The organism is Alkaliphilus pronyensis (assembly GCF_009017275.1).
Taxonomy (GTDB): domain Bacteria; phylum Bacillota; class Clostridia; order Peptostreptococcales; family Natronincolaceae; genus Alkaliphilus_C; species Alkaliphilus_C pronyensis.
In genome coordinates this window covers 23,046-47,799 of record NZ_WBZC01000025.1, presented here as the reverse complement: position 1 = coordinate 47,799, position 24,754 = coordinate 23,046, and the positions used below count along the sequence as shown (strand labels likewise).

The window sequence follows — 24,754 nt, the reverse complement described above, 5'->3', positions numbered from 1 at the left end:
AGCAATTTACAAAAAAAGGTAGTGTTTTCGAAGCGAATTATATTATAATTTATTTAGAAGTAATTTTATATATTTAAGGAGGCTTTTAAAAATGGAGTATAAGATAATTGGAACAACAATGCCCCTTTTACAGCTTACATTGAAAAGGGGAGAAGTCATTAAATCACAGGCTGGAGCTATGAAATGGATGGATAGCTCAGTTGAAATGAAGACAAGTATGGATGGTGGGGTTGGAGGCTTTCTAAAGAGAAAATTTATGGGTGAAAGTGGGTTTTTAAACTATTTTGAAGCTTTAAATGATGGAGATAGAATTGCATTTGGCCACACTTTTCCAGGACATATTATTCCTGTTCAAGTTGACAAGCAATCACTTGTTTGCCAAAAGAGATCATTTTTATGCTCTACAAATGATGTTAATGTAGAGATAGTATTTCAGAAGAAGATAGGAACAGGCTTTTTTGGTGGTGAGGGCTTTATTATGCAGGAATTAAAGGGGAGTGGAATGGCTTTCATAGAAATTGATGGAGAATGTGTAGAGCTACAGCTTAAGGCAGGTGAATCAATTAAGGTGGATACAGGTGCAGTTGGTATGTATGAATCATCTGTGACAATGAATATTGAAATGATTAAGGGCTTTAGTAATATATTATTTGGTGGTGAAGGCTTGTTCTTAACAACTCTAACTGGACCAGGTAAGGTATGGCTTCAGACAATGCCAATTCAGAATATGGCAGGAGAATTATTTGCTTTTTTACCAGATAAATCAAAGTAGAATCCTGTAAGACAATGGGAATACAGTTAAAGGGCTAAATCAATTGTTTATTGTAGCATTTTTAGGATAAGATAAAGAAAAATGGGAGGTGTTTATATGGCAATTGTTGAAGTAACAATAGTACCCTTAGGTACAGGAAGCACAAGTATTAGTAGCTATGTGGCCAAGTGTCATAGGCTTTTGAAGGAAGAAAAGGTAAAATATCAATTAACTCCAATGGGAACAGTATTTGAAGGTGACTTAGATGAAATACTAATGGTAATTAGAAAAATCCATGAGGTTCCTTTTAATGAAGGAGCAATGAGGGTATCCACTTCAATAAAAATTGATGATCGCAGAGACAAAAAAGGTTCAATAGAGGAAAAAATAAAATCAGTTGAAGATAAACTAGAGTAACCAAAAAACCCAAAAGATATAGGAGTTTATATATGTACAATTATCCCTTATTTAGACCTCCAAGTGAGGCCAAGAGTTTAATATTACAAGTGACAGAGGGTTGCTCCCATAATAGATGCAGGTTTTGTACAATGTATAAAACTAAGGATTTTAAGGTTAATGGTATGGATGAAATAAACAAACAGCTACACCAATTAAAGACCTTTTCCAAAGCTGGTGATAGGGTTTTTCTTGCAGATGGAAATGTGCTTTGCTTGAAAACCAATAAACTATTGGAAATAATAAATAGGGTGAGGGCTGAGCTTCCAAACCTAAAGCGTATATCCTCCTACGCAGGACCAAAGGATCTGTTGAGAAAATCTATTGAAGAGCTACAAGCTATATATAATGCAGGACTAACTATGCTTTATGTAGGTATAGAAAGTGGAGATGACACAATACTTTCAGGAGTAGACAAAGGTGTAACAAAAGAAGAAATTATTGAAGGCTGCTTAAAGGCTAAAAAAGTAGGCTTTAGCCTATCTGTAATGCTGATATCTGGCTTAGGGGGACAAAAGCTATATAAACAGCATGCAAAGCACTCAGCAGAGGCTATAAATAGAATTCAACCAGACTTTTTAAGTCTACTGACTCTTCTTATTGAGGATAATGGAGTTGAGGAAGAATTAAATAAAGCCTACGGCTATACTTCCCTATTACCTAGAGATGTATTAGAGGAAACTCTTTTGTTTTTAAAGGAACTAAATCTTAATAGTACTGTTTTTAGGATGAATCATGCATCAAATTATTTAACCTTAAAAGGGGTACTTAACAAAGACCGTGAAGCTTTGATAAAGACAGTGGAGAAGGCAATTAATGAGGACAATTATAGGGAGGATTATTTAAGAAGCCTATAGTAATACATAAAGATGAAGGGAGAAAAACCTAATGGCAGAAATAAAATTCGAAATACAGCAAAGCTTTGGCACTCTATCTGAATCCACTAAAGGATGGAGGAAGCAGTTAAATTTAGTAAGCTGGAATAATAGGGACCCTAAATATGATATTAGAGAATGGGACCCTAATAATGAAAAAATGGGAAAGGGAGTAACCCTATCAAAGGAAGAGCTAAAGGCATTAAAGGAGATATTAAACACTATAGATATTTAGAATTAATAAAAAAAGGTTAATACAATGATATTAGCCTTTTTTTTGATTGGATTAATCAGAAGAAGCCAGCACCAATAAGATAAAGGTTATAATGCTATCTTCTACAACATAAAAATAGTAAAAGAATAATAATAAATTAAATATTAAAAAAATAAAAAATATTAAGAAAACAACAGCATTCTTGTATAATATATTTATACAATTAATTAAAAAAATGGAGGGAGGAGAAAAATTATGGCAAAAATGAGACTGACAACAAGGATCTTGATAGGTTTAGTTTTAGGTATTATTGCTGGTTTAATTTTGGGGGGTAGCCCAGAAATTGCTACAAAGTTTATTGCACCCTTTGGTAAGCTTTTCTTAAATCTAATTAAGATGATTATTGTACCTCTTGTATTTTCCTCTTTAATTGTAGGTGCTGCAAGTATAGGTGATGTTAAAAAGCTGGGGAGAGTTGGAGGAAAAACCGTAGCTTTTTATCTCGTAACTACAGCTGTTGCTGTTACAATTGGCCTGGTGCTGGGTAACTTGTTTCAGCCTGGAAGTGGTTTGGTGATATTAGAAGGTGTAACAGTAGAAGCCAGAAATGCACCACCATTAGTTGAAACCCTATTGGCAATTATACCAACAAATCCGTTACAGGGTTTAGTTAACGGTAATATGCTTCAGATTATTACCTTTGCCCTATTCTTAGGAATTACCATAACAACAATTGGTGAAAAGGGTAAGGCTGTGTTTAACTTTTTTGATAGCTTAGCAGAAATAATGTATAAGATTACTGCATTTATTATGTATTTAGCACCCTTTGGTGTTTTTGCATTAATAACTCCTGTAGTGGCACAGAATGGACCTGCTGTATTATTTCCACTAGCTAAGGTTATTGCTGCAGTATATATTGGAGCACTTCTACACAGTGTTATAGTATATTCATCTATTGTTAAGGTATTTGCTAAGATGAATCCACTTAAGTTTTTCAAAGGTGTTTTACCGGCTGCGGCGGTTGCCTTTAGTACCTGCAGCAGTGCTGGCACACTACCAGTTACAATAAAATCCTGTAGAGATAATCTTGGTGTTTCTAAGTCTGTTTCCAGCTTTGTACTACCCTTAGGGGCAACCATAAATATGGATGGAACAGCACTATATCAAGGAGTATGCGCATTGTTCGTTGCCCAAATCTATGGCTTAGATTTATCAATTGCACAGCAGGTGTCTATTATTCTAACAGCTACCCTAGCCTCTATTGGCACAGCAGGTGTACCAGGAGCAGGCTTCATCATGCTAACAATGGTTTTAACATCCGTAGGATTACCTTTAGAGGGCTCAGCACTTATTGCTGGTATAGACAGAATTCTTGATATGGCTAGAACTACAGTAAATGTAGTAGGTGATTCGGCGGTTGCAGTTGCTATTGCCGCTACTGAAAATGACCTTACTGATTTAGATGAGAGTGAGGCCTCAGCATAAACTAATATTTTAAAGGGGATAAGCATGAAAAAAATTGGAATACTTGGTGGAATGGGACCAGAGGCTACTGCAAATTTCTTTAATAAAGTAATTCATTTAACCAATGGTAGTTCAGATCAAGAGCATATACCAATAATAATTGAAAACAATGTTTTAATTCCAGATAGAACAGAATATTTATTGGGAAATGGACCTAGTCCCTTGAAATATCTAATAAAGTCGGCTATAGTGTTAGAATTAATGGGGGCAGATTTTATTGTAATGCCCTGTAATACTGCCCACTGCTTTTACGAAGATATAAAGGAATATCTAGATATTCCAATTTTAAACATGGTACAAATTACAGCCGACTTTATAAAAAACAACTACAAAAACACAAAGCAAGTGGGGCTACTGGCAACAATGGGTACCTATTCCTCTAAAATATATGAAAATTATTTTGCCCATAACAACATAGAGGTTATAGCACTAAAAAAAGAGAATCAAAAAAAACTACAGGAAATTATATATAAAATAAAGAAGGGAAACAAGCAAAATCATAAAAGTGAGCTTATTAATTTTCTAAAGGAGTTAAATGAAAAATCTATTGAAATAGTCATTCTGGGATGCACAGAATTACCCTTGCTATTTAATGCTATAGAAAAGGATGAAGACATTGCAGCATTCAATTATAGATATATTGATACCACATTACTATTGGCGAAAAAATCTGTTGAATATGCAAAGCTTTAGCAGACTAATAACTATTATATATAAATAATCCCAAAGGACACACCCCTTAAACCTACTATAAAAAGTGGGTTTTAGGGGTTTTTATGTGTAACACAAATGAAATATTTAAAATTACAAAATATGACATAGCAAATAAATATTACATGATATACTTTTATTAGGCTATAGGACAAGTCCCTTAGTAAAATATCAAAAGTCAGTATAATGCATGGTTTTACTTCACCTAATACGTAAGAAAAAACATGAAGAAAGCTTAGTTCTCATTAATATAGAAAGGAAGGTAAACATGAAAAAGATATTTATAGTTATTTTAACAATTTTCTGCTTAATATCACTTTTAGGATGTGAAGCTGCATCAAATAAACCAATAGAAAATGATACTATTTCTGAAAATTTAACTAAGGGTAATCCTTATGTGTATGATATTGGGGGACCTGTTAGTGAATATAGCGATCCTTATGTGCTTATATATTATGGAGTAGACACTTTCCTATTCGATATTGCTGGTAGAGAAAAAGTAGAAGAATGGGTAAGTCAATTCGAAAGTTTAGAAAATCCAAAAGGACGCGACGTGTCAGAGCTTACTATAGTTAATGCAGTTAAAGAACTAGATGTATCCAGAGAAGCTTTTGAAGAAGCAGGGAAATGGACTTATACAAAGGAGCAAATAGAAGCTATCTACTCAAATGATCAAAAGCTCATTAATAAAGCCTTTGTAAATGAGTTTGCACTGCTTGTTAATGATAAGATTTATACTTCTAGGTGGCTAGCTACTCATACTATGGAGGATTATAAAAAAGAAGGTATAACAGAAGATTTATTAAAAGAGTATCTAAATAAAATTAAAGAGACACCATTAGCCGAAGACCATAATAAAATATATAATAAATTAGACAGCAGCAAATGATAGTAATATTGTTATAGGTTATAATTACGCTTATGTTTCTTTAAAAGTTTCATCATAGATTAGAGTGTTGTCATCTTAACAAATCCATAGTATTAAATTATAAGTTGTTTTAAATTATATTGTATAAGAAAATCCCAAAGGACAATAATTATATATAAATAATCTGTTAATTATTGAATATTGCCTTGACACTAATATTGCATAAGAGTTATAATTTTATTTAAATTAAAGTAGATACATTGGCAATGAAGGGGACAGTAGTACACTACTGGAATTACAGAGACATAATCATTAGCTGAGAGATTATGATAAGGTATTGTATGAAAATCACCCCAGAGCTGGAATTGTGAAGGTAATAGTAGTGATTCCCGTAGGCACACGTTAAAATCCTTTGAGCGACAGAAGCTTTCTTCTGTAATCAGGGTGGTACCGCGATTTTGATCGTCCCTAAGTTTTATACTTAGGGATTTTTATTTTTAAATTTTTAATAACACTAAAGAGAGGAAGATTTATGATGGAAAAGTATCAAGCATTATCTAATCTACCAGTTGCTGAACGTGAAGGCATAACGGCAGATCATTGGGATCAAAACAAAATTCTCGATAAAAGCATTGAAAATCGAAAAGGTAAAAAGTCCTTTGTATTTTATGAAGGACCACCTACAGCCAATGGCCGACCTGGAATACACCATGTTATTTCAAGAACATTAAAGGATTCAGTCTGTAGATATAAGGCAATGACAGGGTATGAAGTAAAGCGTAAGGCAGGGTGGGATACCCACGGACTACCAGTAGAAATTGAGGTAGAAAAGCAATTAAAGCTATCAAGCAAGCAGGAAATAGAAAACTATGGACTAGATAAGTTTAATGAAAAATGTAGAGAGTCGGTGTTTACCTACGAAAAGCTTTGGAGAGATATGACAAAGAGGATGGGATACTCTATAGATTTAGATAACCCCTATATAACACTAGATAATAACTATATAGAATCAGTATGGTGGATTCTTGATAAATTCTTTAAGGAAAATTATATATATGAAGGTCATAAAATTCTACCCTACTGTCCAAGATGTGGAACAGGTCTTGCGTCCCATGAAGTATCACAGGGCTATAAGGAAATAAAGTCTAATACAGTGATTGCACCCCTTAAGCTAAAGGATAAGGATGAATACTTTCTGGTATGGACTACTACACCCTGGACATTAGCATCAAATGTTGCAATTGCAGTACACCCAGATGAAACCTATTTGAGGGTCAAGTATCAAGACAAAATATATTACGTTGTAGATAAGCTTGCCGATAAGGTTTTAGGGGAGGATTATGAGGTATTAAGTGAGGTAAAGGGACGTGATTTAGAATATGTTGAATACGAACAGCTAATGCCCTTTGTAAAGCCAGATAAAAAGGCATTCTTTGTGACAGTAGCTGATTTTGTAACAACTGATGATGGTACAGGAATTGTTCATATGGCTCCAGCCTTTGGAGAGGATGACTATCAGGTTGGAAGAAAATATGATTTACCAGTATTACAGCCAGTAGATGAAGGTGGAAAATATACTGCTACCCCCTGGGAAGGTCGCTTTGTAATGGACTGTGATGTAGATATTATAAAATGGCTTCATGCAGAAAACAAATTATTTAAGAAGGAAAAGATGGACCATAACTATCCCCACTGTTGGAGATGCTCTACACCCTTATTATACTATGGAAAACCAAGCTGGTATATTGAAGTAACCAAAATGAAGGATCAGCTAATTGCAAATAATAAATCGGTTTCATGGTATCCAGATTATGTAGGTGAAAAAAGATTTGGCAACTGGTTAGAAAACTTGAATGATTGGGCATTATCACGAAATAGATATTGGGGTACACCACTTAATATATGGAGATGTGAATGCGGAGAAACAACTTCAGTTGGTTCAAGAAGAGAATTAATTGAGAGGGCAGTTGAAGAAATTGATGAAACCATTGAATTACACCGACCATATGTTGACGATGTTCATTTACATTGTGAAAAATGTGAAGGGCATATGACTAGAGTACCTGAGGTAATAGATTGTTGGTTTGATAGTGGAGCTATGCCATTTGCCCAACATCATTATCCCTTTGAGAACTTCGAAAACTTTGATGAGCTATTCCCAGCCGATTATATTTGTGAGGGTATAGACCAAACCCGTGGTTGGTTTTACTCATTATTGGCTATTTCTACCTTTGTTAAAGGAGTTGCTCCATACAAAAATGTTTTAGTAAATGATTTAATACTTGATAAAGAAGGCAGAAAGATGTCTAAATCAAAGGGAAATACAGTTGACCCATTTAAGCTATTTGATGAATATGGGGCAGATGTTTTGAGATGGTATCTACTGTATGTTTCACCAGCATGGACACCTACACGTTTCGATATTGATGGACTAAAAGAGGTTCAAAGCAAGTTTTTCTTAACTATTCAAAATGTATATACCTTCTTTACCCTATATGCCAACACAGATAATATTAATGCAGCAGACTTTTTTGTAGAATATAATAAAAGACCTGAGCTAGACAGATGGATACTTTCAAAGTTTAATAGTCTTATTGTAGCTGTTACAGAAGATATGAAGGCATTTGACTTAACAAAGTCTGTTAGAAAAATACAGGAGTTTGTCAACGAAGACCTTTCAAACTGGTATATAAGAAGGGCAAGACGTCGTTTTTGGGCTACAGAGCTAACAGAAGACAAAAAAGCGGTTTATAATACAACATATGAAATATTAACAGGAGTGGCTAAGCTGGTGGCACCCTTTGCACCATTCCTTTCAGACGAAATGTATCAAAAGCTGACAAATGAGTTATCTGTACACCTGGCAGATTATCCTGTTGTAGATAATAGCTTAATAGATAAAAAGGTTGAAGAAAAAATGGATTTAACTAGAAGCTTAGTAGGATTAGGAAGAGCAGCAAGGGCTCAAGCCAAAATCAAGGTGCGACAGCCATTACAGATGATTCTTGTTGATGGAAAATATGAATCCTTAATATCTGATTTAGTACCGTTAATTCAAGAAGAGCTAAATGTTAAGGCTGTAGTATTTGAAAATAACCTAAAAAAGTATATGGACTTTAATTTAAAGCCAAACTTTAGAGCTGCAGGTTCAATACTAGGCTCAAAAATTAAATCTCTTGGAAAAGCACTGGCTGGCTTAGATGCCGCCTCTACAGCTGAAAGGCTTGAAGCTGGAGAAAGCATATTTGTTGAGCTTGAGGGAGAAAGGGTTGAAATAATAAAGGACTATGTGCAAATTGCAATAGTGGCAAAGGAAGGCTTCACAGTAGAAACAGAGAACAACCTATTTGTAATACTAGATACAACCTTAACCCAAGAGCTTATAGATGAAGGCTTTGCACGAGAGTTCATTTCAAAGGTACAACAGCTTAGAAAGAACAATGACTTTGATGTTACCGATAATATAAAAGTGTACTTTGATGGAGATGACGAGATAGCCAATGCTATAGAAGTTCATAAGGACTATATCAAACTAGAAACGTTGGCAGTTTCAATTGAAAGAATACAGGACCATACCATAGAAAAGCAAAACCTAAACGATCATGATACTGGTATAAAAGTAGAAAAAATATAAAAAAACCTATATAATTATATTAATACCCTAAAATATTTTTTAATAAGTTATTTTAGGGTATTAATAATTAAAGACAAAAAAGCTACATTACATAAATAAATTAATAGGAGAGGAGTTTTTTATATGAGCAAACTTGCAAACCAACATTGTATTCCCTGCAGTCTTGGAACACCGCCATTAAGTCAAGAAGAGATAAAGGAATACTATAATCAGTTGGAGGGAGGATGGACCGTTACAGAAAACAATAGGCTAGAAAAATCCTATAGGTTTAGGGATTTTACAGAAGCACTAAAGTTTACTAATAAAGTTGCAAAATTAGCAGAAAAAGAAGGTCATCATCCAGATATTTACCTTTCGTGGGCTAAAGTAAGAATTACTCTGTACACCCATAAAATAAATGGTTTAAGTGAAGCAGATTTTGTTTTAGCTGCAAAAATTGATGAGTTATAATAAAGCTGGTAACCCTACATAGGGTTGCCAGCTTTATTTAATGGGATAGTAGCCTTGGTGTCTTTAATTTTTAGTATACAAATAAAGGCTAATGCTAATGCTGCTGAGCCAATAAAAAACATAACCTTAAAACCGAAAACATCAACAAAAAATCCGAATATTAAGGGGCCAGAAATAGCAGCCATTGAAGAAAAGAAATAGTAAAGACCAGTATAGGTACCTATCTTCTCTTTGCAGGTATTTTCAACAACCATTGGATAGGAGTTAATATTAATACAGGCCCAACAGAAGCCTCCTACTGCAAATAATAGCATCATTATTACATTGTAGGGAATGTTTGCTATTGTAGTGGTGGCTCTAATAAAACCTAAAAGTGCAAATACCGTCATTAAGCCTACTATACCTATTTTAATTGTTCTAACCTTACCAAACTTTGTAGCTACAAATCCACTGGGAATTGCAAATACTAAAAAGGCTCCAGCAAAGCTGCTTAAAATTAATGAGCCCATTTTTTCTCCTATATCAAGAAAATAAACACTATAATTACTAAAGGTTGCCTCAATGCCTTGATAACCGACAAACCAGAAAAATATTGCCATCAATACATACATTACTGTTTTATCCTCAGACTTAACTATTTCCCTTAGGGTTCCCGTTATATTTACCTTTTCTTCCTCTGCTGTATTTACTCCTACATTTGGCTCTTTAATAGTAAAGAACAACACTGCTAAAGCTATAATCATTAAAATAGCAGTACCAATAAATGGAGCGTTAGGATTCCAGCTATATAAGTAGGCTCCAACAGATAAAACTAATACAGAGGCCAATCCTCCCATAAAATTTATAATTCCATTTGCCTTACTTCTTAGGGGTGCAGGGGTAATATCAGGCATAAGGGCAACTGTAGGTGCCCTATATATAGACATTGATAAATTAAAAAAGAATAAAATTATAACTAAGCTTAAAAAGCTAGTGTATCTAGGTAATATAATAAATAGTATTGCTGAAATAGGTATACCAACTATTAAAAAAGGCATTCTTCTTCCTACAGTGGTACGGGTTCTATCACTTAAGCTGGCAAAGTAGGGGATTAAAGATATGGCTAAAATGTTGTCGAAGGTCATAATTGTATTTATCCATAGCTGACTATTAATATAGTTCTTTAGAAAAAGTGGTATGTAAAAGTTATATAGGGGCCACACCAAACTAATGCAAAAGAAACCTAAACCAAGAATAAAGGTTTTACTATAATTTAACTTCATTAATATACTCCCTTTCAAAATTATTTGATTGTATTTCCTCTAATGCTGAAAAGCCTCTATCGGGATAATTAGTCATAACTCCAGCTACTCCGCAGCCTATAACATATTTTATATAGTTAGGATCATCAACAGTGAAGGTATTGACAAAGATTCCATTATCTGAAGAGAGCTTAACTAATTGGGGAGTAACATTGTAAAAATAGGGATGTATTCCATCTGCACCTATATCTCTTGCATATTTCCAAGGAGAAACAATACCAGCCATATAAAGAGGGGCAGTTTTAATGGTTTTCTTAATTCTTTTAACCTCTAATAAGGAGTAATGGTTAAAGGAGGATATTATAGTATTTCCAGATAAACCGTAATCCTCAATTACATTAATTACTTCCCTTTCAATATTAGGATAGATAATTGGTCCACTTTTCAACTCAATGTTTAGGAATATGCCTTTATTCCCTATAAGGTCTAAAACCTCCTGTAGGGTTGGGATTCTTTGACCTGAATATTTCTTGCTAAACCAACCGCCTGCATCCAACGACTTTATTTCATTAAGGGTTAAATCTTTAATTAGTCCCTTACCATTAGTAGTTCTATCCACACCTTCATCATGACAAACAATTAAGTAGCCATCATAACTCATATGCACATCCAATTCAATACCATGGACATTAAACTCAAGGGCTTTTTGAAAGGCACTGATGGTGTTTTCAGGGGCATATCCACTTGCGCCCCTATGGGCAATGATTTTTGTAGTATTCATAGCTATCCCTCCCTCTATTATACTAATTAATAAAAATAAACTAAAATCCTTCTTTTAGTAAATAAATTCTGTGTTAATTATGTTAATTATTTTTTACTAACTTAATATAGCGGGTGCATACTTTCCACCAACAGCAAATAACAGTTATTAGTATTATATATCCTTTTACTTAGGTTATTATAGCTAAATTTACTGAAATAAGATTATTAATACATAGATATATAACAAATATAGAGCTTTATATGCTAAACTATAAGGAGACATACAAATAAGCTTAAAAATATTTTAAAAGTAATATTAAAGCAAAGGTATTTTGGGAATGTTAATATATAGAAGTTTTTGGAGGTGTCATATGGGTAATCTGATAGGAGTTGCAATTAGCCCTCATCCCCCTATAATTCTAAAGGAAATAGGAGGGGGAGAGGAAAGAAAAGCACAAAAAACCATAGAGGGCTTAAATAAGATAGCCGAAATAGTATTGGAGAATAAGCCTGAAGTTATCATTTGTATTACCCCCCATGGAAACGTTTTCTCAGATGGTATATGTATTCTAAATGATGAATATGCTACTGGTAATCTTAAAAGCTTTGGGCATCCTGAAATAAGCATGGAAAAGGCTATAGATATAGACTTCAATGACTACTTAATAGATGCCCTTCAGGAGGAAGAAATACCTAGTGTTTTCCTTGATGAGAACATTGCAAAGGAATATAACCTTAAGGTAGAGCTAGATCATGGAGTAATTGTACCCCTTAGCTTTATAGATAAAAAATATAATAATTACAAAATACTGCATATAACCATTGGTATGTTGAAGCATTTAGAGCTGTATAGAATTGGAAAACTAATTGGTGATACCATTATGCTAAGTGATAAACAGGCTATGGTTTTAGTTAGTGGTGACTTATCCCATTGTCTAACTAAGGAAAGTCCCTATAGCTACAATCCAGAAGGAAGGGCTTTTGATAATACTATTGTATCAATTATGGAGGACCAACGCTTTGAAGAACTACTTAATATCAATAGTGAAAGCTATACTGCAGCAGCAGAATGTGGACTTAAGCCAATAATTATGGGCTTAGGTACTCTTGACGGCTACTCAACTACTACAGAGGTTTTTTCCTACGAAGGACCCTTCGGAGTTGGATATATGAACACCTTTATTAAAGCTAATAAAAAGGACAAAGTCAGCATATTAAAAAAACATACTAATGAAAAAAGGGATATTTACGATTTGAAAAAAAGAACCGAAAATATTTATGTTGCATTGGCCAGAGCTTCAATTGAAGAATGGGTAAAAAAGGGTAAATGCTTAGATTGGGAAGTATATAAAGAAATTATTTTACCAACAGATGCCCTAGAGGAGTTAGAGAAGCAAAGGGCAGGTGCCTTTGTGTCTATCCATAATAATGGTAACCTGAGGGGATGTATTGGAACATTTTACCCAGCTCAAGAAAACCTAGCAGATGAAATAATAAATAATGCTGTTGATGCAGCCTCAGAAGACTCTAGATTTTATCCCATAAGAAGAAATGAACTAGAGGATTTAGAAATTAAAGTAGATGTTCTAGGAGAGCTTCAACCAATATGTGATATTGAAGATTTAGATGTTAAAAAATATGGAGTAGTGGTGGTGAGTAAAGATAAGCAAGGAATATTGCTGCCAGATATAGAAGGGGTTACCACCCCACAACAGCAGGTGAATATAGCTAAAGAGAAGGCAGGAATTTTGCAGAATGATGAGGTGAAATTATATCGCTTTGAGGTAATAAGGTACCAGTAAACTATAAAGGAAAAAATATCAAAACCCCCTAAAGTGACTATATTAAAGGAAATACTGATGTCTACTTTAGGAGGTTTATTTTATTTACATAAATTTTCTAAATCATTGCTGAGGTTTCTAATGGTTTTCGTTTCTTCAGCAAGATCAATTATTCTACTGTTTTCATTTTCAATTGATGCTAATATTTCTTCTGAAGCAGCCGCATGCTCTTCTGATATAGCTGCAATGGATTCAAGCTTTTCCTGTACCATGGCAAAGGTATCAGTAATCTCCTCTATCATACTGTCCTCATTCTCAATTTTTTTACCCATTGAGTTAAATGAGTTCTTGATGGTTTCGAAGCCCTGGTGTACCTCCTTTACTACCCCGGTGCCAATTTCAACAGCTCTATTACCCTCTTGAGCCCTCTCTAGGGCAGTTTTTGTCTTCTCTTGAGTTTTTAAAATAATGTCATATATTTCATTTGCAGTCTTGCTGCTCTGCTCTGCAAGCTTTCTAACCTCATCAGCTACTACAGCAAAGCCCTTACCGGCCTCACCTGCCCTTGCTGCTTCAATTGCAGCATTTAAGGCCAAGAGGTTTGTTTGCTCAGCTATATCAGTAATTCCTGTTAGGAAGGAATTAATATTATTCATGTTATCCTGTAACTCAATTACTGTTGAAAGGGAGGAGCTAACTGAGCTTCTAATTGTATTCATTTGATCATTCATTTTGTTTATTTCGTCTGAGTTTTGTGAAACTATATTAATTATAGTATCAGAAATTGACTTGATATCCTTAGATAGCTGCTTTACCTCAGCTATTGATACAGTTGCACTGTTCATTGAATTGGAAATGCTATACACCTCTGAAGCCTCCTCTTCAACTCCCTTAGAAATCTCATTTATTGATACTGTAATGTTACCACTAGCCTCTTTGATATCCTCTATACCTTCACTAGACTTTGTAATACTTCCATTAAGTATCACAATTCCCCCCTTAAGCTTTTCCATTGTATTATTTAGCTTTTCCAGCAGTTCACTGCCTTGTTTCTCCTTTTCTACAGCAGTTGCTATGTATTCATTACCCCATTTAGCAAGGAAATAAAGAACTAAAAACATACAGTTCAGTATAATCATTCTTGTAATTAAATCCCTAATGGAATGGTTGCTACCACCCATTAAAATATCTGGAAATCTGTAGTAATAAAGGGAAATAGTCAGGTTAAAAATAATAGCATAGTATAAAATCATTTTGCTTCTAAAATATAAAGCTACTTGACATATAGCTATACAAAAAACTAAAAATACACTTTTGGCTATTGAGCCTTCATTGAAATATAATAAAGACAATGCAGATACTATAGGTGCAAAGCATATTATTATACCACCTATAGTAATGTTTATTAGCTGCCTTCTGATTAACAAAAACATAATAAAGGCAATAAAAGTGGTTGATAGGGTTGCTGTTGCCACCTTTATGGCATGAGGGATACCTCCAACAAAGTAGCCTTGAGCTATCAATAACGATGAAAAAATAAGTATTAATATTACATTAAATCTGCTAACCTTTGTAAAATCGTATTTTACTAAGCTATTCTTTGACATTGCGCACCTCCTAATTATAAAAGTTTATTAAATAATACTAGTGAAATATTCGATAAAATATGACAAATACCTTTAGAAAAACCAAATAAATGTTCCATATGAAGATTTTTAACTAAATGTTAACTAAGCCTTTACTTTTACACAATCTAGTGTTTTTTCATTAGATTCAAAATATTGACAAATTTGCTTTTGTATTATAGAATTATAAACTAATATTAAGTAGTGATTGGAGTGTGGTGAATATGAAATTCAATATAAAAGACGTTGCAAAAAAAGCTGAGGTTTCAATATCTACAGTATCAAGAGTAATAAATGAAAGTAAAGTGGTTAGACCAGAAACTCAAAAAAAAGTGATTAAGGCAATTGAAGAATTGGGGTATAAGCCAAACGCAATTGCCAGAAGCTTAAAGGTTAAGAATACTAAAACAATTGGAATTATGATACCTGATATATCTAACCAGTTCTATCCAGAGGTTGTAAGAGGTGTAGAGGATATAGCCAATATGTATAACTATAATATTTTTCTTTGTAATACAGACCTAGATGATGAAAAAGAAATGCAATATTTTGATGCTTTAGCAGAAAAGCAAGTAGATGGAATTATTTTTATGGGAAACATTGTCTCGGAGGAACTATACTCAAAAATAAAATTTTATAATATCCCGCTGGTTCTTATAGGGGCAGACTATGAGGATTTACCCTCTGTTACAATTAACAATACAGAGGCAGCCTATACAGTTGTAAAATATTTGATTGAAAAGGGACATAAGAGAATAGGCATGATTACTGGAAAAAAACATGACCCTGTCACGGGTGTAACCAGACTAAAGGGATATAAAGACGCATTAAAGGAGTCGGGGCTACTGTTTGATGAAGAATTGATTATTGAAGGTGGATATAGATTTAAAAGTGGTTATGAAGCTGCAAAAAGGCTATTGGAGTTAGAAAACAAACCAACAGCTATATTTGTTGCTAATGATGAAATGGCATTAGGTGTAACCAGACTTGCCTTAGAAATGAACATAAAAGTTCCAGAGGATTTAGCTATAATTGGCTTTGATAATATAGATATGTCACAAAAGTTCTATCCAGCATTAACCACCGTTGCTCAGCCAATGTATGAAATGGGGGCTATAGGAATGAGGGTGTTGACAAAAATATTAAAGGATGAACCAATAGATACAAATAAAGTTTTACTAAATTATAGCCTAATAGAAAGAGAAAGCAGTTAAGCTTTATTATAGTGGAACAATTTGTATTAATTCTTCGTCTATATTTGTAAAGATGGAAAGGATGATTTTCATGAAAAGCAAATCTACAGTTTTTATAGCCTGTGTTACCTTAGCTATAATGCTTTTTAGTAATACTTTAGTATTTGGAATGGGTGTTGTAGAAGCAGAAAAGCACTGGGCATCCCCCTATATAGAGGATCTACGGGAAACAGTTGACTTTGACTTTAAGGTAAAGGAGCTTGAAAAACCTATAAATGTTGAAGAACTTAATAAATTGGTTAATGTGTTTTTATCCTATGATAATCAATTACAATTGGAGAATACAACCCGGGAGGCTGTAGTAAACGAATTCGTAAAAATCTGGAGTGAAATTACTAATAAATCCTTAGATGAAATAGCACTTCCAAAATTAATAGTCTTTCCAGATGAGGACACCATAGATGAAAAATATAGATGGAATGTACTTATAGCATATTCACAAGGCTTGGTACAGGGGAAAAATGGATACTTTGCACCTAAAGCTAAGGTTACTTATGCAGAAGCCTATACCCTTTTGAGTAGATTAAGGAATATAACTACTGAAGCTAAGGAGGGTAAGGTGTTGGAAGTGAATTCCACCCATCAGGTTAATGATGATGGTGTAAAATTTAACTTCGAGTTAACCAATAATAGTAGTACAGCACAAACATTAGAGTTTTCATCAGGACAACAATTTGAGGTAGTCATACAGGACGAAGATGGTAATGAGGTATACCGGTACTCAGATGGAAAGTTTTTTACTATGGCTTTAATATATGAAGAATTAAATCCACAGGCTAGTATTGGATGGTCAGATACTTGGGACAAAAAAGATAAGAATGGAAACCTATTAGAAAAGGGAAGCTTTACAGTAACAATTGATGTTTTAGCAAAAAACCTTGAAAGATTAGGAAACTCAAAGGAAGCATTAAAAATACAATTTGATTTTACCCTATAAAAATCCTAAATATTTAGGATTTTTTCTTGTAACAAAAAAGTAATATAGTAATTACAAATGGTTTACTACATATGTGGTATAATAGTTAGAAAATAGTAATTAGTTATTGGTAGTAAGTGATGTTATAACACAGTTTACAGGAGGTATTTTATGCTAAAGAAAAGACTTATTATATTTATTTCAGTAATTATGCTGCTTTTAAGCTCTCAAATAACTGAAGGCTTTAGCAATGAGAACCTAAGCTATGAGGAAGTTGAAAAAATCATTGAAGAGGTTGCTAAAGAAAAAAACATTCCGTCGGTTATTTTAAAGGCAATTGCTTGGAAGGAAAGCAACTATAGACAATTCGATGAAAATGGACAACCTCTAATTGTTGCAGGTAATACTGGAATTATGCAGGTAAATAAAGTACATAAACACTTAGACCAAGATAAGTTAAAACACAACATAAAATATAATATAGAAGCAGGTGCTGATATACTGTTGGGTAGGTGGAATGCAACCGGTACAGTATATCCTACCATCGGGGATATGAATCCAAATGTGTTAGAGCATTGGTACTTTCCACTATGGGGTTATAATAGCTGGGTTAGTAAAAACAACCCTAATGTTTCGGGAAAAAAAGCTTATCAAGAGGAAATATTTCAGCTTATTAGAGAAAAATATCAGCAGCCAATAACCTCTATAGATGCTGGACTACTTCCGTGTAAGGGACTGCCGAAGGGGAGCCTTAAGCTGCCAACACCAGAGATACATCATTTTGGAGATTTAAATGAGGACCATAAAGCTGTATTTAAAGATACAATAGGTCACCCTAAAAAACAATACATTGAAGCATTATATGAAATGGGTATTGTAAAGGGTGTAGGAAATGATACCTTTAAGCCAGATGAATATATAACCAAAGAACAGGCAGTTAAAATTATAATTGATGCTTTAAAAATAGAGTTAAGGAAAGAAAGAGCAGTTTCAAATGACTGGCAGGATGTTTCACAGTGGGCTGTAGGCTATATGACTACAGCACATGAAAAAAGCTTAATAGCAACAGATGACAATAATAATATAAATCCCAAAGAGGCTATAATGCGAGAAGAAGCTATAGGTATGCTTGTTAATGGGATAGGTAAAGAATTTAATGAAAAGGAGCCTTTAGCTATACCTATTAAGTATAAGGATAGCCAGCAGCTCTGCCCTAAAAGGGTGAAAGCAACTGCCTATCTAATAGCTTTAGGAGTGTTAGAGGATGAAGAAAACAAGGAGCTTAGACCCAAAGATTTTATAACAAGGGGAGAGCTATGTGAGTTAGTTGTTAAGCTAATGGAAAGGAAAAATTTATAAAGGGAGGATTTTTAAGTTGGAGCTTTTAGTAATAGTGTTAAACAAAACAGAGTATTTGAGAGGGATTTTAGATGGATTCATTGATATAGGAATAAGGGGAGCAACTGTTATAGACAGCGCAGGAATGGGGCATATAATTGCAGACCATATTCCTTTTTTAGCTCAATTTGCTGAAATAGAGGCTACAGAAAAAAATAACAGTAAGACTATTTTTACAGTAGTTAACTGCTGCGAAAGGGATAAAGCTATAGAGCTGGTTGAAGACATAATTGGAGATATTAATGAGCCAGATACAGTGTTTTTATTTAGTGTGCCTGTGAATATTGTTAAAGGTCTTGCAATAAAAGGGTGCGGTGAGTGTCAATGAATTATCCATTTTACGTAGGCATATTATTGATATTAGGCTTGTTGGGAGGAAAGATAGCCTCTAAATTTAAGCTTCCTTCAGTGACAGGTTATATAATACTAGGCTTATTCATTGGCCCATCATTTTTAAATGTGATTTCCAAAGAAATGATAAAATCCCTACAGTTTGTCAACCATCTGGCATTAGGTATATTAGCCTTTTCTATAGGGTCTGAGCTCCATAGGTATGTTTTCTTTAAGTTTGGAGGAGACTTATTTTTGTTGGCATTAGGTGATGGCTTAATAACCTTTGGTCTAGTAGCCGCCAGCACCTATTTTTTAGGGGTACCGATAGAATTTGCAATAATACTAGGTGTGCTTGCCCAAACCGTATCACCCTCTGGTGTTCTTTCTATTATTAAAGAATATAGAGCCAAGGGTAGCTTTGCCAAAAATGTTATGGCCCTAGTGGCGATAGAAAACTTAAACTGTATTTTATTGTTTGGTATAGTAAGTGCTGTATTGCAGGGTTTACAAAATGCCAATTTAAGTGGTGTTAATTTAGCCCTTTCACTTACTAGAGAAATGGGCTTAGCAATATTATTTGGGTCAATAGCTGGAATAGTTAATGCATACATTATAAAGAAAAAACCCAATAATAGTAACTACTTAGTTTTACTTATAGGAGTTATTCTTTTAAATACTGGAATCGCCATTGCACTTAATTTATCAGCTATTTTACTTAATATGACAACGGGAGCCGTAATCACAAATCTTATTAATAGAAAGCATATACTTGTAACCACCCTAGAAAGGGTTGAATTGCCAATATTTGTTGTTTTTCTAACCTTGGCAGGAGCTAAACTAGACATATCCATAATGGGTACAGTTGGCTTGGTGGGTATTGCATATATTATGGGAAGACTAATTGGAAAAATAGGAGGAAGTATGCTTGTTGCAAATATTACTTCACTAAAGCCCTTATCAAGAAAAAACATAGGTATGGCTTTAACACCACAGGCGGGTGTTGCAATAGGCTTAAGCACCATAGCTGAGCAGAAATTGCCCCACTCCAACGGCTTGATAACTGGTATAGTACTAAGCGGTGTAATCTTTTTTGAAATAGTTGGACCACTATTAGTAAAAAGGGCATTAAAAAACACTGGTGAAATACAATAAAAAAACCAAAAAAATTGATGCTAAAGAATAGCTATCTGTTGACAATAATACTTAAATTCGGTAGTATTAATATGATATGATAAATGTAATACTTTAAGACATCCAATTATATGGATGTTTTTTAATATCTAAGAAGTTATGCTTATAATTTCAATGATATGGGGGTTTAAAAACAATCAAGTTGTTAATCCTTTTAAGGAGCACTTGATACATAATGAGTTTTAAAAGTTTTACCCATTATACTAAAAAATGGTAAAATTAAATAGAGGAGGAGCATTAATGAATTCAGAAATAATAAAACAGGAAGAAAATAAAATTACCTTAAAACTAGTTGTGGAGGCAGAGGAATTCGAAAAATCAATTAATAAAGCATATAATAAGATGAAGTCAAGATTTAATATTCCAGGCTTTAGAAAAGGAAAAGCACCAAGAAAAATTATTGAAACCCATTATGGTGTTGGAGTGTTTTATGAAGAAGCAATAAATCAGTGTTTTCCAGATGCCTATGAAGAAGCACTACAAGAGTTAAAAATAGACCCTATAGATAGACCAGAAATTGATATAGAAGAAATAAACAAGGGTGAAGATGTTGTATTTACAGCAATTGTTGAAGTAATGCCTGAATTTATAGTAGATAACTACAAAGGTATAGAAGTCGAGAAAAAAGAGTATAATGTACAAGAAGAGGACATAGAAAATCAACTAAAGTCAATGCAAGATAAAAATGCAAGAATGATAGAAGTAAATGATAGACCTGTAAAGGTAGATGATTTAGTTATCATTGACTACAAAGGCTTTGTTGATGGTGAAGCCTTTGAAGGTGGAAGTGCTGAAAAGCAATCATTAACAATAGGCTCAGGACAATTTATACCTGGCTTCGAAGAGCAGTTAGTGGGTAAGAACATAGGAGAAGAGGTTGAAGTAAAAGTTACTTTTCCAGAAGAATATAAGGCTGAAAATCTAGCAGGTAAAGCTGCAACCTTTAATGTAACCATCCATGAAATTAAAGAAAAAGAGCTTCCAGTTATAGATGATGAATTTGCAAAAGATGTATCGGAATTTGATACATTGGAGGAATTAAGGGTAGATATTAAGAATAAGCTTGAAGAACAAGCAAACAATAAAGCTGAAAAGGAACTAAGAAACTCTGTAGTAGAAAATGTTGTTAGTAAAGTAGAAATTAGTTTACCAGATGTTCTTGTAGAAAGACAAATAGATTCCATGCTAAAGGATTTTGAGTATCAGTTGAGCTATCAAGGGTTAAATTTAGAGTATTACTATCAGATGTCAGGTACTAAAGAGGAAGATATAAGGAATCAAATGAGGGATGATGCAATTAATAGATTAAAATCTCAACTTGTACTAGAAAAGATTGCAGAGGTTGAGAAAATCGATGCAACAGAGGAAGAGCTACAGGGTGAGCTTGAGAAGATTGCAAAGCAATATAATCAAGAACTAGATAAGTTTAAATCAACCCTACGAGAAGAAGACCTAAATTATTTTAAAGAGAATATTATAATTAAAAAAACCATCGACTTACTTGTTGAGAATGCCAAGATATCTTAAATTATTTAAAGATTGGGAGGAGATAAGTATGGCATTAGTTCCAGTTGTTGTTGAACAAACAAATCGTGGTGAAAGATCCTACGATATTTATTCAAGGTTATTAAAGGAAAGAATTATTTTTCTTGGTGATGAGGTAAATGATGTTACAGCTAGCTTAGTTGTTGCTCAATTACTGTTCCTTGAAGCAGATGATCCAGATAAGGATATTCAAATTTATATTAATAGCCCAGGTGGATCAATAACTGCAGGTATGGCAATATATGATACTATGAATTATGTTAAGCCTGATGTATCAACAATATGTATAGGTATGGCAGCCAGTATGGGAGCGTTTCTATTGGCAGCAGGAAAAAAAGGCAAGAGATTTGCTTTACCAAATGCTGAAATTATGATACATCAACCATTAGGTGGAACTCGTGGTCAGGCAGAAGACATTAGAATTCAGACTGAAAGATTACTAAAAATGAGAGAAAATATAAATAAAATATTGTCTGAAAGAACAGGTCAGCCACTAGAGAGAATACAAAGGGATACAGATAGGGACTTCTTTATGGAGCCCGGGGAAGCAAAGGAATATGGTATAATTGACGAAGTGATGGTCTTAAGGAAATAACAGTGTATCGAAAGAGGTGTAGAAATGTCAAGATTTGAGGATAAAAAGCAATTAAAATGTTCCTTCTGCGGTAAATCCCAAGATCAAGTAAGAAGACTAATTGCAGGTCCAAATGTTTATATATGTGATGAGTGTATTGAGCTGTGTCAAGAAATTATTCAAGAGGAGTTTGATGAGAATATAGATATTGACTTAATGAATTTGCCAAAGCCTAAAGAGATAAGGGATATTCTTAATCAATATGTGATAGGACAAGAGGAAGCAAAAAAGGCACTAGCTGTAGCAGTATATAATCACTACAAAAGAATTAATGCAGATATAAAGGCTGATGATGTTGAGCTTCAAAAGAGCAATATAGTTATGATTGGACCAACTGGCTCTGGAAAAACATTACTTGCTCAAACATTGGCGAAAATATTAAATGTTCCCTTTGCCATTGCTGATGCAACTTCATTAACAGAGGCAGGCTACGTAGGAGAAGATGTTGAAAACATTCTGTTAAAGCTGATACAAGCGGCTGATTATGATATAGAAAAGGCTGAGAAGGGTATAATATACATTGATGAGGTTGATAAAATTGCCCGTAAATCAGAAAATCCATCTATAACTAGAGATGTCAGTGGCGAAGGAGTACAGCAGGCCCTCTTAAAAATATTAGAGGGAACAGTTGCCAGTGTACCTCCACAAGGGGGTAGAAAGCATCCCCATCAAGAGTTTATTCAGATAGATACAACAAATATTCTATTTATCTGTGGTGGTGCCTTTGATGGAGTAGAGAAGATAATAGAAAAACGTATTGGTAAAACTTCAATGGGATTTGGTGCAGATATTAAAAGTAAACAGGTTAAAGATATTGGAAGTCTTTTAAAGCTAATTCAACCAGAAGATTTATTAAAGTTTGGTTTAATTCCAGAATTTGTTGGAAGGCTACCAGTAGTAGTAACCCTAGACCAGCTTGATGAAGCGGCACTTATCCAAATTCTGTCTGAGCCAAAGAATGCTTTAATAAAGCAGTACAACAAACTATTTGAAATTGATGGTGTGCTTCTTGAGTTTCAACAGGAGGCCCTAGGATTAATAGCTAAAAAAGCTATAGAAAGAAAAACTGGAGCCCGTGGTCTTAGAGGAATAATGGAGGGCTTAATGATGGATATAATGTATGAAATACCATCTAATAATACCATTGAAAAGGTAATTATAACAGAGGGAACAGTAACAGATAACGTACCTCCAACAATTATAAATAAAAAATCTAAAGCATCAAAGAAGAAGTCTGAAGAAACAGCATCATAAATAATAATAGGGTAGAAGCTAAGCTTCTACCCTTTAGATTGATGAAAAAGCCCTATTTTCTTTGTTGCTTCAAAATCCTAGCACTTTTACGTATTATTGTATACGCTGCAATCGCTAGGATTTTTTGCGCCTCGAAACTAAGACTTTTTGATCAATCTACCTTTTGTTAGTTATATTGAAAAAACAACTACACCCATAATTCCAGAAATCATTATTATGCTAATGGGATGTAACCTTGTTTTACTGAGTAATATTAGCATAGTAAAGCCTATTAATAGGCTTTTGTAATCAACAATGGATGTCTTGAATAATGAAACACAGGCTGCTCCTATCAAACCAATTACAGCTGGACGTATACCAGTAAAAATGCCTGTAACAACAGTTGATTTATAGTGTTTAATTATAACCTTTGCAAGAGTAGTAACTAAAATAAAGGAAGTAAAAACCACACCAAAGGTTGCAACTATAGAGCCTAATATACCAACATGTTTAAATCCAACAAAGGTTGCGGCATTAACTGCTATTGGCCCTGGTGACATTTGTGATATAGCAATAATATCTATAAACTCCTGTTGACTTAACCATTGGTGTATATATACAATTTCCTCCTCTATTAGGGGTAGCATGGCATATCCACCACCGAAGCTAAAACCACCAATTTTAAGGAAGGTTAAAAACAACTCAAGATACATCATTTTCTTTTTTCCCCCTAGCTGTATATATCAAGCCAGTACAAGCACATGCAATTACCACTAAAATAGGGTGTATATCTAATACAGCAATGGCTAAAAAGGCAGCTGTGATTATAAAATAATTAAACTTAGTTTTATCTATTGCTTTTGCCAGCTTTACTGCAGACATAAAGATAAGTGCTACAATAGCAGGTCTCACACCTTTAAAAAATAACTGTATTGAATTTATATCCTTTATGTAATTATAGAAAATAGCTAAAACAATAATAATAAATAATGATGGCAAAACAGTTCCTAATAATGCAAATACTGAACCTAAAACACCTACTGTTTTATAGCCAACAAATACTGAGGTATTAACTGCAATGGCACCTGGTAGGCTCTGAGCTACAGCTATGATATCAAGGAACTCAGTTTCAGAAATTAAGCCTTTTTTTTCCACTATTTCTTTTTGAATTATAGGAACCATGGCATAACCACCGCCAAAGGTAAAGGCACCAACTCGAAAAAAAATCCAAAAGAGCTTTAAATATGTATCCAAATTGCTCACTCCTGATTAATAATATAGAATTTTTCAATATCTAATATTATAACATACTATTAAAAAATATATTTAATAATTAATGCTTTCCTATTGTTGCTTATG

General features: G+C 33.8%; 23 protein-coding genes and 1 other annotated feature. Of the genes, 18 read left to right on the top strand and 5 right to left on the bottom strand.

What is annotated here, in order from left to right; genetic code table 11:
- Positions 1-91: 91 nt before the first annotated feature.
- From F8154_RS08020 to F8154_RS07980, 9 genes are all read left to right on the top strand, one after another.
- Positions 92-772 carry a TIGR00266 family protein gene (locus F8154_RS08020; protein WP_151861099.1) on the top strand — a complete coding sequence of 227 codons (681 nt, stop codon included), beginning with the start codon at positions 92-94 and terminating at the stop codon, positions 770-772.
- A 96-nt stretch (positions 773-868) separates the two neighbouring features.
- Positions 869-1,168, top strand: coding sequence for an MTH1187 family thiamine-binding protein (locus F8154_RS08015; protein WP_151861098.1), 300 nt, complete (start codon positions 869-871; stop codon positions 1,166-1,168).
- Between the two features lie 32 nt (positions 1,169-1,200).
- Complete coding sequence (locus F8154_RS08010; RefSeq protein WP_151861097.1) at positions 1,201-2,064, top strand: radical SAM protein; 864 nt, start codon at positions 1,201-1,203, stop codon at positions 2,062-2,064.
- A 31-nt stretch (positions 2,065-2,095) separates the two neighbouring features.
- Positions 2,096-2,317, top strand: a complete 222-nt coding sequence (locus tag F8154_RS08005) for a YdbC family protein (RefSeq protein ID WP_151861096.1) — start codon at positions 2,096-2,098, stop codon at positions 2,315-2,317.
- Between the two features lie 234 nt (positions 2,318-2,551).
- On the top strand, positions 2,552-3,781 hold the full coding sequence (locus F8154_RS08000; protein ID WP_151861095.1) for a dicarboxylate/amino acid:cation symporter: 1,230 nt from the start codon (positions 2,552-2,554) through the stop codon (positions 3,779-3,781).
- A gap of 24 nt (positions 3,782-3,805) precedes the next feature.
- Positions 3,806-4,513, top strand: coding sequence for a cysteate racemase (gene cuyB / locus F8154_RS07995; RefSeq protein WP_151861094.1), 708 nt, complete (start codon positions 3,806-3,808; stop codon positions 4,511-4,513).
- A gap of 286 nt (positions 4,514-4,799) precedes the next feature.
- Complete coding sequence (locus F8154_RS07990; RefSeq protein WP_151861093.1) at positions 4,800-5,420, top strand: hypothetical protein; 621 nt, start codon at positions 4,800-4,802, stop codon at positions 5,418-5,420.
- Between the two features lie 236 nt (positions 5,421-5,656).
- Positions 5,657-5,872 (top strand) — a binding site (T-box leader).
- A 62-nt stretch (positions 5,873-5,934) separates the two neighbouring features.
- The gene (gene ileS, locus F8154_RS07985; protein WP_151861122.1) at positions 5,935-9,033 is read left to right on the top strand and encodes an isoleucine--tRNA ligase; all 3,099 of its coding nucleotides are present in this window, start codon (positions 5,935-5,937) and stop codon (positions 9,031-9,033) included.
- Positions 9,034-9,156: 123 nt separating this feature from the next.
- Positions 9,157-9,483 carry a 4a-hydroxytetrahydrobiopterin dehydratase gene (locus tag F8154_RS07980; RefSeq protein WP_151861092.1) on the top strand — a complete coding sequence of 109 codons (327 nt, stop codon included), beginning with the start codon at positions 9,157-9,159 and terminating at the stop codon, positions 9,481-9,483.
- A 14-nt stretch (positions 9,484-9,497) separates the two neighbouring features.
- On the opposite strand, the gene F8154_RS07975 is transcribed toward F8154_RS07980, so the two are convergent.
- Both F8154_RS07975 and F8154_RS07970 read right to left on the bottom strand, forming a co-directional pair.
- Complete coding sequence (locus F8154_RS07975; protein WP_151861091.1) at positions 9,498-10,745, bottom strand: MFS transporter; 1,248 nt, start codon at positions 10,743-10,745, stop codon at positions 9,498-9,500.
- The gene (locus F8154_RS07970; protein WP_151861090.1) at positions 10,729-11,505 is read right to left on the bottom strand and encodes a glycerophosphodiester phosphodiesterase; all 777 of its coding nucleotides are present in this window, start codon (positions 11,503-11,505) and stop codon (positions 10,729-10,731) included. Before F8154_RS07970 ends, F8154_RS07975 begins: the two co-directional genes overlap by 17 nt.
- Positions 11,506-11,857: 352 nt before the next feature.
- On the opposite strand from F8154_RS07970, the gene amrA reads away from it, so the two are divergent.
- Positions 11,858-13,288 carry an AmmeMemoRadiSam system protein A gene (gene amrA / locus F8154_RS07965; RefSeq protein WP_151861089.1) on the top strand — a complete coding sequence of 477 codons (1,431 nt, stop codon included), beginning with the start codon at positions 11,858-11,860 and terminating at the stop codon, positions 13,286-13,288.
- An 80-nt stretch (positions 13,289-13,368) separates the two neighbouring features.
- On the opposite strand, the gene F8154_RS07960 is transcribed toward amrA, so the two are convergent.
- Entirely contained in the window at positions 13,369-14,874 is a 1,506-nt protein-coding gene (locus F8154_RS07960) for a methyl-accepting chemotaxis protein (protein ID WP_151861088.1), read from the bottom strand.
- 242 nt (positions 14,875-15,116) lie between these two features.
- On the opposite strand from F8154_RS07960, the gene F8154_RS07955 reads away from it, so the two are divergent.
- From F8154_RS07955 to clpX, 8 genes are all read left to right on the top strand, one after another.
- On the top strand, positions 15,117-16,106 hold the full coding sequence (locus tag F8154_RS07955; RefSeq protein ID WP_151861087.1) for a LacI family DNA-binding transcriptional regulator: 990 nt from the start codon (positions 15,117-15,119) through the stop codon (positions 16,104-16,106).
- A gap of 70 nt (positions 16,107-16,176) precedes the next feature.
- On the top strand, positions 16,177-17,082 hold the full coding sequence (locus F8154_RS07950) for a BsuPI-related putative proteinase inhibitor (RefSeq protein ID WP_192930203.1): 906 nt from the start codon (positions 16,177-16,179) through the stop codon (positions 17,080-17,082).
- A gap of 150 nt (positions 17,083-17,232) precedes the next feature.
- Positions 17,233-18,420, top strand: coding sequence for an S-layer homology domain-containing protein (locus F8154_RS07945; RefSeq protein WP_151861085.1), 1,188 nt, complete (start codon positions 17,233-17,235; stop codon positions 18,418-18,420).
- Between the two features lie 16 nt (positions 18,421-18,436).
- Positions 18,437-18,787 (top strand): hypothetical protein, encoded by a 351-nt coding sequence (locus F8154_RS07940; RefSeq protein WP_151861084.1) that lies wholly within the window; start codon positions 18,437-18,439, stop codon positions 18,785-18,787.
- A complete protein-coding gene (locus tag F8154_RS07935) occupies positions 18,784-19,944 on the top strand; it encodes a cation:proton antiporter (protein ID WP_192930202.1) in 1,161 nt (386 codons plus the stop codon). Before F8154_RS07940 ends, F8154_RS07935 begins: the two co-directional genes overlap by 4 nt.
- Before the next feature lie 279 nt (positions 19,945-20,223).
- Positions 20,224-21,510: a trigger factor gene (tig, locus tag F8154_RS07930; protein ID WP_151861082.1), complete on the top strand. Its 1,287-nt coding sequence runs from the start codon at positions 20,224-20,226 to the stop codon at positions 21,508-21,510.
- Positions 21,511-21,538: 28 nt separating this feature from the next.
- Positions 21,539-22,123, top strand: a complete 585-nt coding sequence (gene clpP / locus F8154_RS07925; protein ID WP_151861081.1) for an ATP-dependent Clp endopeptidase proteolytic subunit ClpP — start codon at positions 21,539-21,541, stop codon at positions 22,121-22,123.
- Positions 22,124-22,147: 24 nt separating this feature from the next.
- Positions 22,148-23,416 (top strand): ATP-dependent Clp protease ATP-binding subunit ClpX, encoded by a 1,269-nt coding sequence (clpX, locus tag F8154_RS07920; protein WP_151861080.1) that lies wholly within the window; start codon positions 22,148-22,150, stop codon positions 23,414-23,416.
- Positions 23,417-23,586: 170 nt separating this feature from the next.
- Here clpX and F8154_RS07915 read toward each other — a convergent pair whose 3' ends face one another.
- A complete protein-coding gene (locus F8154_RS07915) occupies positions 23,587-24,111 on the bottom strand; it encodes a chromate transporter (RefSeq protein ID WP_151861079.1) in 525 nt (174 codons plus the stop codon).
- Complete coding sequence (locus tag F8154_RS07910; protein ID WP_334296201.1) at positions 24,098-24,658, bottom strand: chromate transporter; 561 nt, start codon at positions 24,656-24,658, stop codon at positions 24,098-24,100. Before F8154_RS07910 ends, F8154_RS07915 begins: the two co-directional genes overlap by 14 nt.
- Positions 24,659-24,754: the final 96 nt, after the last annotated feature.